The sequence below is a fragment of the Caballeronia sp. M1242 genome (genome assembly GCF_017220215.1).
Lineage (GTDB): Bacteria > Pseudomonadota > Gammaproteobacteria > Burkholderiales > Burkholderiaceae > Caballeronia.
In genome coordinates this window covers 435,720-449,293 of the sequence record NZ_CP071130.1, presented here as the reverse complement: position 1 = coordinate 449,293, position 13,574 = coordinate 435,720, and the positions used below count along the sequence as shown (strand labels likewise).

Annotated in this window: 13 protein-coding genes; 6 read left to right on the top strand and 7 right to left on the bottom strand. The window is 65.8% G+C overall.

All coding sequences use genetic code 11. From position 1 onward, the window contains the following. Nucleotides 1-75 precede the first annotated feature (75 nt). Entirely contained in the window at nucleotides 76-1,314 is a 1,239-nt protein-coding gene (locus JYK05_RS15510) for an EAL domain-containing protein (RefSeq protein WP_206469334.1), read from the top strand. 507 nt (nucleotides 1,315-1,821) lie between these two features. On the opposite strand, the gene pip is transcribed toward JYK05_RS15510, so the two are convergent. Beyond that, the gene (gene pip, locus JYK05_RS15505; protein WP_206469332.1) at nucleotides 1,822-2,793 is read right to left on the bottom strand and encodes a prolyl aminopeptidase; all 972 of its coding nucleotides are present in this window, start codon (nucleotides 2,791-2,793) and stop codon (nucleotides 1,822-1,824) included. Nucleotides 2,794-2,929: 136 nt separating this feature from the next. Between pip and JYK05_RS15500 the strand changes: the two genes are divergently transcribed. Then, nucleotides 2,930-3,643, top strand: coding sequence for a 1-acyl-sn-glycerol-3-phosphate acyltransferase (locus JYK05_RS15500; protein WP_175941156.1), 714 nt, complete (start codon nucleotides 2,930-2,932; stop codon nucleotides 3,641-3,643). Here the strand turns inward: JYK05_RS15500 and JYK05_RS15495 are convergent. Further along, on the bottom strand, nucleotides 3,640-4,008 hold the full coding sequence (locus JYK05_RS15495) for a PleD family two-component system response regulator (protein ID WP_206469330.1): 369 nt from the start codon (nucleotides 4,006-4,008) through the stop codon (nucleotides 3,640-3,642). The genes JYK05_RS15500 and JYK05_RS15495 overlap by 4 nt on opposite strands. Nucleotides 4,009-4,198: 190 nt before the next feature. Further along, nucleotides 4,199-5,137, bottom strand: a complete 939-nt coding sequence (pcaQ, locus tag JYK05_RS15490; RefSeq protein WP_206469329.1) for a pca operon transcription factor PcaQ — start codon at nucleotides 5,135-5,137, stop codon at nucleotides 4,199-4,201. A gap of 112 nt (nucleotides 5,138-5,249) precedes the next feature. Here pcaQ and pcaH point away from each other — a divergent pair, with 112 nt between their 5' ends. The 3 genes from pcaH (at nucleotide 5,250) to JYK05_RS15475 (ending at nucleotide 6,931) form a co-directional block, all read left to right on the top strand. After that, on the top strand, nucleotides 5,250-5,951 hold the full coding sequence (gene pcaH, locus JYK05_RS15485) for a protocatechuate 3,4-dioxygenase subunit beta (protein ID WP_206469328.1): 702 nt from the start codon (nucleotides 5,250-5,252) through the stop codon (nucleotides 5,949-5,951). Nucleotides 5,952-5,953: 2 nt separating this feature from the next. Further along, nucleotides 5,954-6,544 (top strand): protocatechuate 3,4-dioxygenase subunit alpha, encoded by a 591-nt coding sequence (pcaG, locus tag JYK05_RS15480; protein WP_206469327.1) that lies wholly within the window; start codon nucleotides 5,954-5,956, stop codon nucleotides 6,542-6,544. A gap of 78 nt (nucleotides 6,545-6,622) precedes the next feature. Further along, nucleotides 6,623-6,931 carry a DUF2288 domain-containing protein gene (locus tag JYK05_RS15475; RefSeq protein WP_206469326.1) on the top strand — a complete coding sequence of 103 codons (309 nt, stop codon included), beginning with the start codon at nucleotides 6,623-6,625 and terminating at the stop codon, nucleotides 6,929-6,931. 13 nt (nucleotides 6,932-6,944) lie between these two features. Here JYK05_RS15475 and JYK05_RS15470 read toward each other — a convergent pair whose 3' ends face one another. Further along, nucleotides 6,945-8,036: an AI-2E family transporter gene (locus JYK05_RS15470; protein WP_206469325.1), complete on the bottom strand. Its 1,092-nt coding sequence runs from the start codon at nucleotides 8,034-8,036 to the stop codon at nucleotides 6,945-6,947. A 170-nt stretch (nucleotides 8,037-8,206) separates the two neighbouring features. Between JYK05_RS15470 and JYK05_RS15465 the strand changes: the two genes are divergently transcribed. Further along, the gene (locus tag JYK05_RS15465) at nucleotides 8,207-8,731 is read left to right on the top strand and encodes an OmpA family protein (protein WP_206469324.1); all 525 of its coding nucleotides are present in this window, start codon (nucleotides 8,207-8,209) and stop codon (nucleotides 8,729-8,731) included. Here JYK05_RS15465 and JYK05_RS15460 read toward each other — a convergent pair. The 3 genes from JYK05_RS15460 to JYK05_RS15450 are packed head-to-tail and all read right to left on the bottom strand — an operon-like array spanning nucleotide 8,728 to nucleotide 13,538. Next, nucleotides 8,728-10,722, bottom strand: coding sequence for an acetyl/propionyl/methylcrotonyl-CoA carboxylase subunit alpha (locus JYK05_RS15460; protein ID WP_206469323.1), 1,995 nt, complete (start codon nucleotides 10,720-10,722; stop codon nucleotides 8,728-8,730). The two genes, JYK05_RS15465 and JYK05_RS15460, sit on opposite strands and share 4 nt — an antisense overlap. Nucleotides 10,723-10,737: 15 nt before the next feature. Next, nucleotides 10,738-12,345: a carboxyl transferase domain-containing protein gene (locus tag JYK05_RS15455; protein WP_206469321.1), complete on the bottom strand. Its 1,608-nt coding sequence runs from the start codon at nucleotides 12,343-12,345 to the stop codon at nucleotides 10,738-10,740. A gap of 11 nt (nucleotides 12,346-12,356) precedes the next feature. Next, the gene (locus JYK05_RS15450) at nucleotides 12,357-13,538 is read right to left on the bottom strand and encodes an isovaleryl-CoA dehydrogenase (protein ID WP_206469319.1); all 1,182 of its coding nucleotides are present in this window, start codon (nucleotides 13,536-13,538) and stop codon (nucleotides 12,357-12,359) included. Nucleotides 13,539-13,574 lie beyond the last annotated feature (36 nt).

Here is a 13,574-nt window from a genome sequence, read left to right as displayed (position 1 = left end):
GCCCTCGTCTGCTCTGCCTGACGACCGCTGGCCGGCGCGCGCCTGCCGCGCCTCGCGCGAACGGGTGGAAGACTGATGCGGCGCGCCGAAGTCGTCGACGGCATCACGCTCTCGACGCACGTCCAGCCCATCTTCAGCCTCTCGCATCAACGCGAAATCGGCTACGAGGCGCTGCTGCGCGGCAAGAAAGACGCGAGCGACGATGAACCGCTGATCGGTCCGTTCGATCTCTTCGGCCGCGCGATCGTGTCCGGCAAGGTCGTCGAGCTGGACCGCCTGAGCCATCTCACGCATCTGCGCAGCGCCGCCGGTTTCTTGCCCAGCGCCCAGTGGCTCTTCGTCAACATGAACCCGGCGACCTTCACCGATGCGGGCTATGCGCGCGAATTCGCGCAGCGCACGCGCGATGCCGGCCTCGCGCCCGAGCAGCTGGTTATCGAAGTGCTGGAGTCGGGCGGCATCGACGTCGAACGCATTGCCGGCGCGACGCGGGCGTTTCGCGCGGAAGGCTTTCTCGTCGCCGTCGATGACTTCGGCGCGGGGCACTCTAACGTCGACCGGCTGCTGACGATGCGCCCGGACATCGTCAAGCTCGATCGCAGTCTCATCCGCGTGCAAAACGCGCAGAAGCGCGCACATCTGAGCGACTGGGTGCTGCCGAAGCTCGTCGATCTGCTGCATCAGTCGGGCATGTTCGTGGTGGCGGAAGGCATCGAGACGCGCGAGGATCTGCTGCTCGCCGCGCGTGCCAACGTCGATTTCGTGCAGGGCTATCTCCTCGGCAAGCCAAGCGAAGGGCTGATGCCGGGCGGCGCGGCCACCGCGTTGATCGAAGAGGCATTCGACACGCTCGCGCAGACCCGCCGCACCGAGCGCCTGACGCGCGACCTTTTGCTGATGCCGTATCGCGCCGGGCTCGCGCAGGCGGCGCGACGCCTCGCGGGTGGCGCGAGCGGCGAGTCCGCGTGCGCCGAGATTCTGGCGCTGCCGAGCACCGTGAGCTGTTTCTTTCTCGACGAAGCCGGCCGCGAGTTCATGCCCGCGCTGCCCGGCGTCTGCGCGAAGCGGCGCAGCGAGCGTTTTGCGCCGATTTCGGATCCGTCGCGCGGCCGCTGGGACAATCGCTCGTATTTCGTCGATGCCTGCGCGCAGCCGCAGCAGGTCATTACGTCGGCGCCGTATCTCTCCGTGACGGGCACGTCGCTGTGCGTGACGCTCGCTATCGCGACGCGGCGCGGCGAGCGGACCATCGTCGCAGGCGTCGATCTGGACTGGCGACGGCTCGCGGAAGCGGCTCGCGCGCCGTTGCCTTGATGGCTCGTCCGGGCTCGCGATCGTCGTAAGCGCGACCCTCGGCTGGCCAGCGCTCGCCCAAATCGCGCGCACGCCGCTGCCCGATCGCTCGTCCGCACACGCCGGCAGGCCGGTGACGGGCCTCTCCCGCCATCGTCAGAAGAGTCACCCTCGACTGACTAGCGCTGGCGAAGCCGCGCGGACGCCGCCGCGTCGATCGCTCGTCCAGCCACGCTGCGGGCGGATGACGGGCCGCGCTCGCCATCGTCGCAAGCGCAACTCCCGACCTGGCGACCACTCACCGACACCGCGCGCACGTCGCTGCTTCGATCACTCCCCTGCGCTGATTACAGGCCGATACAGGGCGTCTCGCTTTGCGGCACGCCCGCGTCGACATTTGCTGCGAGCGTGACTTCGCCACAAGAGTACCCTCGGCCGGCGAGCGCACGCCGCTGCTTCGCTTACTCGCCTGCGCGCGTTCACGGGCCGGTGATGACAGCCGCGCAATCGTCGCAGACGCCCGCCCCCTCACACACCAGCAATCGCCTCCGCAAGCGCCGCCGCGCCCGCGCGCAGCGCCGCCACGTTGCCCGGCTCGAACGTCCAGTGCCCCGCGCCGCTCACGACGGCCAGTTCCGCGCCCGGCCACTGCGCCGCGAGCGCCACCGCCTGATCCGCCGGACACACCATGTCGAAGCGCCCGTGGACGATTCGGCACGGCAGATGCGCAATGCGCGCGACGCGCGGCAACAGCGCCGGCGGCGGCAACTCTTCGGCCATGTAATGACGCTCGAGCAGCGCCATGGACACCGCGGCGGCATTGGCCTCGGCGCTCGGCCGCTTGTCCTCGTCGGCGGGTTCCGTGGCCGGCTTGTTGACGACCGATAGCGTCGTCTCATACAGCGTCCACGCTCGCGCGAGCCGAGCGCCCGCCTCGTCGAAGCGCGCGAGCGGCGCCTCGGTCAGCGTCAGAATCTCCTGCGCGTTCGCCGGGCGCTGGCCGCAGGCGGCTTCGATCGCGTCGAGAAACGCGCGGTGCGCGTCCGGAAACACGCGACGCACGTCCCACAGGAACCAGTCGATATCCTCCTGGCGCGCGAGGAACACGCCGCGCAGCAGGAAGCCCGTACAACGTTCCGGATGCGCGACGCCGTACGCGAGGCCGAGCGTCGTGCCCCACGAACCGCCGAAAAGCGCCCATCGCTCGATGCCGAGCGCGACGCGCAGCTTTTCCATGTCGCCGACGAGCGCGTCGAGGCCGTTGTGCTCCAGCTTGCCGAAAGGCGTCGACTTGCCGCAGCCGCGCTGGTCGAAGAACACGACGCGCCACGCGTGAGCGCCCAGCACTTCCGCCCATTTCACGTTCATCGCGCCGCCGGGGCCGCCGTGCACGACGAGCAGCGCGGGCGCATCGCGCGGGCCCTGCGCGCGCCAGTAGATCGAATGTCCGTCGCCGACGTCGAGCATGCCCTCGTCGAAATTCACCGGCACTGCATCCATCGCGTCTTTCCCGAAAGTGTTGAACGGCGACCATTGTTGCATTCGGACGCGAGCCGCGCATGAAAGCTCCCGAAAGAGCGATACGCTATGCTTCTGCCCTTATTGCCTCCCTTCAATCCGATAGCTCCCACGCCCGATGCGCCGCACTCTCGTCAAGTGGCTATTCGCTACCTATCTGCTCGGCAGCGGCACGCTCTGGTCGATCCTGATCCTGCCGCTCTTCCCGTTCGTCGGCCGAAACGGGCGCTACTGGCTCGCGAAGCTCTGGTGCCGCGCCATGGTCGCGATGATGCGCGTCATCGCCGGCGTGACCTGCTCGGTGGAAGGGCTGGAGCATCTACCGGAAGGACCGTTCATCATCCTGAGCCGGCACGAATCGACGTGGGAGACGCTCGCGTTCATGGCGCTCTTTCCGCGCCGCATCAGCTTCGTCTTCAAACGGGAACTGATGAAGATTCCGTTCTTCGGCTGGGTCTTGCGCGGACTCGACATGGTGAGCCTCGATCGCGGCTCGATCCGGCAGGCGCATCAGGCGGTCACGCGGGAATGCGCGGCGCGGCTGAAAAAGGGCGATGCCGTCGTCATTTTTCCGGAAGGCACGCGCGTTGCCCATGATGCGCCGCTCAAGCTCGCCTCGGGCGGCGTGCGGCTCGCCTGCGCGACGAAAGTGCCCGTGGTGCCGGTCGTGCACGACGCCGGGAAGGTGTGGCCCGCCAAAGGCTGGCCGGACCGCGGCGGGCACATTCGCGTGATCGTCACGCCGCCGCTGCCGCTGGATTGCGAGATTCCGCAGGAGTTGAACCGGCTCGCGCAGCACCAGATGGACGAGGCGCTCGCCGAACTGCGTTAGTAGAGCGGGCGTTTCTTCGCGGCGCACAGCCGATTCACCGCCGAGAGCAGCGTTTCCGTATCCACCGGCTTGCGCAGATAGCCGTCGTAGCTGACGAACGCCGGCGGGTTTGGATGCCCCGAAATCATCAAAAAGGGAATGTGCGCGAGCGACGCGTCGTTCTTCATCGTCTGGCAAAGCAGCGCGCCGCCTAAGCCCGGCATCATCCAGTCGGACACGACGATGTCCACCGCCTGCTCGCCGAGGATCGATAACGCCCGGTTGCCGTCGAACGCGCTGAGGACAGTGCAATCCTCGCCCTGCATGCAAAGAGTCCAGGCTTCGATGGTGCTGGGGTCGTCGTCGACGAGAAGTACGGTCTTCATGGTGCGAACGGTGCGGGCACGGGTTGGAGGCGGGAACGAGGGCCGGGCGGCAGCGAGTGGTTGACCGTGAACGTTTGCTTTCGATGCCGCGAGCACGCCATGTCCGCCCTTTCGTCATAGTATTTTGTTCCCGCGAAATTTGCGCGGTAAATGCTGCCTGAGCAAACAGCGGGCCGCGCGCGGGCGTCGGTCATTTGCTCGCCGCGCGCGAGCGTCCCGCCTCGCGGATGGCATCCACGAGCGATTCCTCCACCGCCGTGCGCGCGGCGTCGTTGCGGCGGATGAGCCCGATGGGCTCGTCGGTGCCGGCGAACGGCATCGGCAGCGCGACCAGCAGCCCGAGCGCGATGTCGTGCTCGACCGCGCCCGCAGGCACGAACCAGACGGCGTCGTTATGAAGCGCGAGCGAGCGTCCGAGCGAAACCGACAGCGTTTCGACCAGCGCGGTCAGCGCGTGCGCGCCGAACGCGGTCAGCATGCTCTCAGCGGACTGCCGGATGAGCGTGCCGAACGGCGGCACGACAATGGCGAAGCGCGTGAGCAGCGCCGGCGTGAGCGGCGTTTCGAACACGAGCGGATGATCGCGCCGCACCGCCACCGCGAGCGGCTCGCGATAAATCTGCTCGAACGACAGCCCGTGCATGGCCTCCGGTTCCGACAGCCGCCCGACCACCAGATCGACTTCGCCGGCCTTCAGACGGTCGAGCAGCGGCGCGTTGGAATCCGTTTGCACGCTCAGCGAGACCGCCGGCCATTGCTGCCGGAAGGCGGCGAACGCGGGCGGCAGCAGTACGTTCGCGACCGTCGGCAGCACGCCGATCGACACGGCGCCCGGCACGTCCCCGCGCTCCCGCAGCAGCATGTCGACGCCCTCGCGCAGCGACGCCACACACGCGCTCGCGTGCGGCGCGAAAAGCCGGCCCTCGCGCGTGGGCACCGCGCCGCGCCGTCCGCGCTCGAAGAGCCGCACGCCTAGAATGGATTCGAGTTCGCCGATCGTTTTCGACACGGCCGGCTGCGTGATCGACAGGCTATCGGCTGCGCGCTGCACGCTGCCGAGTTGCGTCACGGCCAGGAAGCACTGCAAGTGTCGGAACTTGACGCGCGTGTTGGTGAAGTCCGTATCCATGAAGAGCCGTTATGGTTCGCCGCATAAAACGTCATTTTCCATAACTCGGCGCGTTCGATAAAGTAGTCGCCAGAAATGTCCTATTCACGTCACAACATCAGGAGACAGTGACATGACGTCCCCCATTCTCACGCCGCGCGACTGGGAATCGCATCCGCCCTACCTGTCGCCGGGCTACCGGTCGTCGGTGTCGCGCAGTCCTTCGCTGCCGCTCATCCCGCTCAAGGAGAACCTGCGCAACCGCCGCGTGCCCGTGTACGGCGCGGACGATCTCGGCATGTACGACAACGACCTCACCCGCAATGCCGCGAAGAACGGCGCGCCGCTCGGCGAGCGCATCATCGTGACTGGCCGCGTGCTCGACGAAGGCGGTCGCCCCGTGCGCAACACGCTCGTCGAAGTGTGGCAGGCGAATGCCGCCGGGCGCTACGTGCACAAGGCGGATCAGCATGACGCCCCGCTCGACCCGAACTTCCTCGGCGCGGGCCGCTGCCTGACCGACGATCAGGGCCGCTACCGCTTCATGACCATCAAGCCGGGCGCGTATCCGTGGGGCAACCATCCGAACGCATGGCGGCCGAACCACATTCACTTCTCGCTCTTCGGCGAATACTTCGGCTCGCGCCTCGTCACGCAGATGTACTTCCCCGGCGACCCGCTGCTCGAACTCGATCCGATTTTCCAGGGCATTCCGGAGCATGCGCGGAATCGGCTGGTTTCGCGCTTCTCCATCGATACGACGCAGGAAAACTACGCGCTCGGCTACGAATTCGACATCGTGCTGCGCGGCCCGGACGAGACCCCGACGGAGTGACCATGACGACCCTCAAGCAAACGCCCTCCCAGACCGTCGGACCGTACTTCGCGTACGGCCTCGTGCCCGAGCAGTACAACTTCGACCTGAAGAGCCTGTTCACCGCTTCGGCGGCGGACCGCGAAGTGCCGGGCGAGCACATCGCCGTGGTCGGCAACGTGTTCGACGCGGAAGGCAAGCCGATCGGCGATGCGCTGATCGAAGTGGCGCAGGCCGATGCGAACGGCCGCTACGTGCAGAGCGTGGAAGAAGCGCGCGCGTCGGGCTTTCGCGGCTTCGCGCGCGTCGGCACGGGCACGGACCCGAAGCTGCGCTTTATCGTCGATACGGTGAAGCCCGGCGCGACCGACGACGATTCCGCGCCGCACCTCGACGTGATCCTGTTGATGCGCGGCATGCTGCTGCATTCGTACACGCGCATCTACTTCGACGACGAAACCGAAGCGAACGCCAAGGACACCGTGCTGCAAAGCGTGCCGGCCGAGCGCCGCCACACGCTCATCGCGAAACGCGAGCCGGGCACGTCCTCGACCATTTACCGCTTCGACATTCATCTGCGCGGACCGAACGAGACCGTGTTCTTCGACCTGTAATTCGCTGTAGGCTGCAAAGAAGGCGTCCGGCACTGCGCTATAGTGTCGGACGCCTTTCGTTTTTATCGCATTCCCGCCATGACCGACGCCGCCAATCCCAGCCCGCTCTATGTGAAGCTCCTCGCCGAAACCGCGCAGATCGGCTGGTCGGAACTCGAACGTTTCTTTGCGAAGGGCGTGCTGATCTGGGTGAAGCGCGATCTCGACCTCGTCAGCGTGGCCGAAGCCGTCGCCAGCGACGACACGCAGCAGGTCACGCAATGGCTTTCGGCGGGGCTCGTCGAGCGCGTGCAGTCCGAAACAGCCGCCGACCTCGCCGCGCGTGATCCCGAGTTGTGGGCCGTGGTCGTGTCGCCGTGGGTGTGCGTGCAGGAACGCGGCGACTGACCGAACGCATGAATCAGGCGCGAACCCAGTCGGTCCACAGCACGACGAGAATCGTCATCAGCGCCGGACCGATGAAAAGCCCAAGCAGCCCGAAGGTCTCCGCGCCGCCCAGAATGCCGAACAGCACGAGCAGAAACGGCAGGCGCGTCGAACCGCCGATCAGCACCGGCCGCACGAAGTGCTCCGAGACGAACACCACGACGAGCCCGAAGATCGCCACGCCCGCCGCCGCGATCATCGAGCCTTGGGCCAGCAGCCACAGCGCGGAGCCGAGAAAGACGATCGGCGCGCAGAACGGCAGCATCGCGGCGACCGCAGTCAGCATGCCGAGCAGCGTCGCGTGCGGCACGCCCGTCACGGCGTAGGCAATGCCGAGCAACGCGCCCTCACCCAATCCCACGACGACCAGTCCGACGACCGTGCTGCGCACCGAATCGGCCATGCGCTGCAACAGCGCCGCGCCGTCCGCGCCGAGCGCGCGCCGCGAGCCCGCGATCAGTTGCCTGCCGAGCTTCGCGCCCGCCTGAAAGATGAAGAAGAGCGTCATCAGCATGAAGCCGAAGATCACGAGGCCATGCACGACGCGGCTGCCGAAATGCCGCGTCATCGCCACGAAAGTCGCGCTGTGCAGGTTCTTGACGGCCGGCGACGATTCGAGCGGCGTCGCGAGATTGGCCTGCCACCAGTGCGCGATCTGCTGTGCGCCGGTCGGCAGCCGCTCGATGAACGCGGGCATCGGAATGCCGGTGCGCAGCACGTCATGGAACCATTGCAGCATGTCGTGCGCTTCGTCCGCGGTCTGCGCCGCAACGACGGCGAACGGCACCACGAAGAGCAAGCCGACCGCAAGCGTCAGGAGCACTGCGAGCAGCGTTTGACGCTGCCGGAAGACCGGACGCCGCTCCAGCCAGCCGAACGCCGGCCACAACGCAATGGCGATCACGGCGGCCCAGACGACCGCGGGAATGAAGGTGCGCGCGGTATAAGCCGCAACCAGCACGAGAACGGTATAGAGCACCGCCGACGCCGCGCGCTGCATCCTGCGCGTGCGCTCGGCCGCTTCCGCCGCGTTGGGCGTGGTCTCGGTGCGCGATGAAATCGCCATGAAAGGGAGCCTCTGAGGGAATCGACGACAAGCGAAAGCGATAGAGCCGGGTGCATTGTAGCCGCACGATTCGTTCCACTTCGCAGCAACGATTGATGCAACGTTCTTTACAAAACTGTGCTCAGTCGTCCCTATAATCGCGGCTCGGGCATTAACGCAGGAAACTCGGAATGGTCGGCAAAGGCATACTGGCGGTGGCAGCATGTGCGTCGCTCGCGTTGTTGACGGGCTGCGGGACCAAGCTGGACCGCTCGACGGAAGAGCGTCTGAATGCGCAGTACGGCATCTCGATGCAGCAGGTGAACGGCGGCGTGGAGATGCGGCTTCCCGAAGTCGCGCTTTTCGATACCGACGAAGCGGAGATTCGCCGCGGCAGTCTGCCGGCGCTGGACCGCGCGGCAACGGTGCTCAAGCGCAGCATGCGGCCCGTGCTGATTGAAGGCCACACGGATAACGACGGCACGCTCGCCTATAACAAGACGCTTTCTCAGGCGCGCGCTGAAGCGGTCGCGCGCGCGTTGATCGCGCGGGGCGTGCCGGCCGAGCGCCTCACGACCAAAGGCATGGCGTATCTGCGGCCCATCGCCAGCAACGACACGCCGCAAGGCCGCGCGATGAACCGGCGCGTCGAGATACTCGTGCGGGCGGAGAGCGAAGAAACGCTGCTCGGCCGCCCGCCGAAGAAGAAGCGCTAGGCCGGCTGCGCTTCCAGCACAAGCAGTTGCGAGCCGTCGGCGACCTGATCGCCGACATCGAAGAGAATCTCTCCGATCTTGCCCGCCGTCGGCGCGACGATGGTGTGCTCCATCTTCATCGCTTCCATGACGATCAGCGGCGCGCCCTTTTCCACCGACGCGCCCGCTTCCACCAACACGGCAATCACCTTGCCCGGCATCGGCGCGGTCAGACGCCCTTCGTGCTCGGCGTCGCCCGCGTGCGCCATCAGGTTCTGCCACTCGAAAGCGAACGCCGCGCCTTCGTAAAAGACGTGGAACGTGTCGCCGTCCGTAAAGACGTGGCCTTTGATGAGCGCATCGTCGAGCTGAACCGTGAACGACGTTTCTCCGCGATGCGACCAGTCGAAGCGCGCGGTTTTCTCGTCCCATTGCAGGCGCTTTTCCCGACCTTTCGTGAAGACGACCTTCAGCGCCTCGTCCGTGTCGACCGCGCGCCAGTTCAGGTCCTGGCTGTAGCCGCCCGCCATGCGCCAGTGCGAGAGCGCGTCCCACGGCGAGTGGCCGTGCGCTTCGCCGCCCTCGCGCGTGAGCAGCGCGGCGCACGCAAGCGCGAGCGCCTTGCCGCGCGATACCGGCGACGGCGCGAACAGCGCATCGCGATGACGCTCGATGAGACCCGTATCCAGTTCGCCTTGCGAGAACGGCTCGCTTCTCACAATGCGTTGCAGGAACTCGACGTTCGTCTGCAAGCCGACGATCTCGCACTGCGCGAGCGCGCGCGCCATGCGAGCGAGCGCATCGCGGCGGTCGCGGCCATGCACGATCAGCTTCGCGATCATCGGGTCGTAGAACGGCGTGATGGCGTCGCCTTCGCGCACGCCGCTGTCGATGCGCACGTTGCCATCGAGCGTGAATTCGACCGCTTCCGGCAGCGCCAGATGCTTGAGCGTGCCCGTCGACGGCAAGAAGCCGCGCGACGGATTCTCGGCATAGATGCGCGCTTCGATTGCGTGACCGTTCACGCGCAACTCGTCCTGCTTCAGCGGCAGCGGCTCGCCCGCCGCCACGCGCAATTGCCATTCGACGAGATCGAGCCCCGTCACCATTTCCGTCACCGGATGCTCGACTTGCAGCCGCGTGTTCATCTCCATGAAATAGAACTGGCCGTCCTGCGTCATGATGAACTCGACCGTGCCCGCGCCGACGTAATTCACGGCGCGGGCAGCGGCAACGGCCGCTTCGCCCATCGCGCGACGCGTTTCATCGGCGAGGCCGGGCGCGGGCGCTTCTTCCAGCACTTTCTGATGACGCCGCTGCACCGAGCAATCGCGATCGAACAGATACACCGCGTTGCCGTGCGTGTCCGCGAAGACCTGCACTTCGACGTGTCGCGGGCGCAGCAGATACTTCTCGATCAGCACGCGATCGTTGCCGAAGCTCGACGCCGCCTCGCGCTTGCACGACGCGAGCGCCTGCATGAAGTCTTCGCTGCGCTCCACCACGCGCATGCCTTTGCCGCCGCCGCCCGCGCTCGCCTTCAGCAACACCGGATAACCGATGCGGTCCGCCTCGCGTTGCAGCAGCGCCGCGTCCTGATCGTCGCCGTGATAGCCGGGCACGAGCGGCACGGATGCGGACTGCATCAGTGCCTTCGCTGCGGCTTTCGAACCCATCGCGCGAATCGCTTCCACAGGCGGTCCGATGAACATGATGCCCGCCTGTTCGCAGGCGTTGGCGAATTCTTCGTTCTCCGAAAGAAAGCCGTAGCCGGGGTGAACGGCCTGCGCGCCGGTTGCTTTCGCGGCTTCGACAATACGCTCGATGCGCAAATAGCTCTCCGACGCAGCCGATCCGCCGACGTGCACCGCTTCGTCGCAGACATCGACGTGCTTGGCTTTCGCGTCCGCATCCGAATACACGGCGACGCTCGCCACGTTCAGGCGCCTGGCCGTCGCCGCCACGCGGCATGCAATTTCGCCGCGGTTCGCAATCAGTATCTTGTTGAACATGGGCATCACATCCGGTTACATGCGGAACACGCCGAAGCGCGTGTCTTCGATAGGCGCGTTCATCGTCGCCGCGAGCCCGAGGCCGAGCACGTCGCGGGTTTGCGCCGGATCGATCACGCCGTCGTCCCACAAACGCGCGCTCGCATAGTACGGATGGCCTTGCATCTCGTACTGCTCGCGAATCGGCGCCTTGAACGCTTCCTCGTCTTCCTTCGACCACGTGCCGCCCTTCTTCTCGATGCCGTCGCGCCGCACGGTCGCCAGCACCGACGCGGCCTGCTCGCCGCCCATCACCGAGATGCGCGCGTTCGGCCACATCCACAGGAAACGCGGCGAATACGCGCGGCCGCACATGCCGTAATTGCCCGCGCCGAACGAGCCGCCGATGATGACCGTGAACTTCGGCACTTTCGCCGTTGCCACCGCCGTGACCATCTTCGCGCCGTTACGCGCAATGCCTTCGTTCTCGTACTTGCGCCCGACCATGAAGCCCGTGATGTTCTGCAAGAAGACGAGCGGAATCTTGCGCTGGCAGCATAGTTCGATGAAGTGCGCGCCCTTCAACGCGGATTCGCTAAACAGAATGCCGTTGTTCGCGACGATGCCGACCGGATGCCCCCAGATATGCGCGAAGCCGCAAACGAGCGTGGTGCCGTAACGCGCCTTGAATTCGTCGAATGCGGAATCGTCGACGATGCGCGCGATCACTTCGTGCACATCGAAGGGCTTACGCGTATCGACCGGAATCACGCCGTACACGCTCTCTGGCTCATAACGCGGCAGCAGCGGTTCCTTGAGCGCGAGCGTCGGCGCTTTCACGCGATTGAGATTGCCGACGATGCTGCGCGCGATGCCGAGCGCATGCGCGTCGTTTTGCGCGAGATGATCGACGACGCCCGAGAGCCGCGTATGAACATCGCCGCCGCCCAGGTCTTCCGCGCTGACTTCCTCGCCCGTTGCTGCTTTGACAAGCGGCGGACCGCCCAGGAAGATCGTGCCCTGATCTTTCACGATGATCGATTCGTCGCTCATCGCGGGCACATACGCGCCGCCCGCCGTGCACGATCCCATGACGACCGCGATCTGCGCGATGCCTTGCGCCGACATGTTCGCCTGGTTATAGAAGATGCGGCCGAAGTGATCGCGATCGGGAAAGACGTCGTCCTGATTCGGCAGGTTCGCGCCGCCCGAATCGACGAGATACACGCACGGCAAGCGATTCTGCTCGGCAATTTCCTGCGCGCGCAGATGCTTCTTTACCGTGACCGGATAGTACGTGCCGCCTTTCACCGTCGCGTCGTTGCAGACGATCACGCACTCCTGCCCCGCAATGCGCCCGATACCGGTGATGATGCCCGCGCCCGGCGCTTCGTCGTTGTACATGCCGTACGCCGCGAGCGGCGAGAGTTCGAGAAACGGCGTGCCGGGATCGAGCAACTGCGCGATACGATCGCGCGGCAGCAGCTTGTTGCGCGACAGATGACGGTCGCGCGCCGCCTGCCCGCCGCCTTCCGCGATCTTCGCGACCTTCGCTTTCAAGTCCGCGACGAGTGCTTCGAGCGCGGCCGCGTTGGTGCGAAACTCCTCGCTCCGCGGATTCAGCTTCGATTCGATGATGGTCATGACGCGCGCCCTTATGCCGTCTCTGCGAACAGTTCGCGCCCGATCAGCATGCGGCGGATCTCGCTCGTGCCCGCGCCGATTTCATAGAGCTTGGCATCGCGCCAGAGACGCCCGACCGGATATTCGTTGATATAGCCGTTGCCGCCGAGAATCTGGATTGCTTCGCCGGCCATCCACGTCGCTTTTTCGGCGGTATAGAGAATCACGCCTGCGCAGTCCTTGCGCACGTCGCGCACGTGGCCGGAGCCGAGCGTATCGAGCTGGCGTCCCACGGCATACAAATACGCGCGGCACGCTTGCAGCGTCGTATAAAGGTCCGCGACCTTGCCCTGAATCAGCTGAAATTCGCCGATGGCCTGCCCGAATTGCTTGCGATCGTGGATATACGGCACCACCGCATCCATGCACGCGAGCATGATGCCGGTCGGACCGCCCGCGAGCACGGCGCGTTCATAGTCGAGACCGCTCATCAGCACCTTCACGCCGCCGTTCAACGCGCCGAGGATGTTCTCTTTCGGCACTTCGACATTTTCAAACACGAGCTCGCCCGTATGCGAGCCGCGCATGCCGAGCTTGTCCAGCTTCTGCGCGACGGAGAAGCCCTTCATGCCCTTCTCGACGATGAACGCCGTAATGCCTCTCGCGCCCCCTTCGATGTCCGTCTTCGCATACACGACGAGCGTGTCGCAGTCCGGGCCGTTGGTGATCCACATCTTCGTGCCGTTGAGCACATAGTGATCGCCCTTTTCGTCGGCGCGCAGCTTCATGCTGACCACATCCGACCCGGCGTTCGGCTCGCTCATCGCCAGCGCGCCCACGTGCTCGCCGGATACGAGCTTCGGCAGATATTTGCGCTTCTGCGCTTCCGTGCCGTTGCGATGAATCTGGTTCACGCACAGATTCGAATGCGCGCCGTACGACAGCCCCACCGACGCCGACGCGCGCGAGATCTCCTCCATCGCGACCATGTGCGCGGTGTAGCCCATGTTCGCGCCGCCGTATTCTTCGGAGACCGTCATGCCGAGCACGCCCAGATCGCCGAACTTCTTCCACAGGTCCATCGGGAACTGGTCGGTACGGTCGATTTCCGCGGCGCGCGGCGCAATCTCCTTCGCTGCGAAGTTGACGAGCGTGTCGCGCAACATGTCGATGTCTTCGCCCAGCGCGAAGTTCAGGCCCGGCACGGTGCTCATGGGTGTCTCCTCGATATGCAGTAGGGTTGGCGTGCC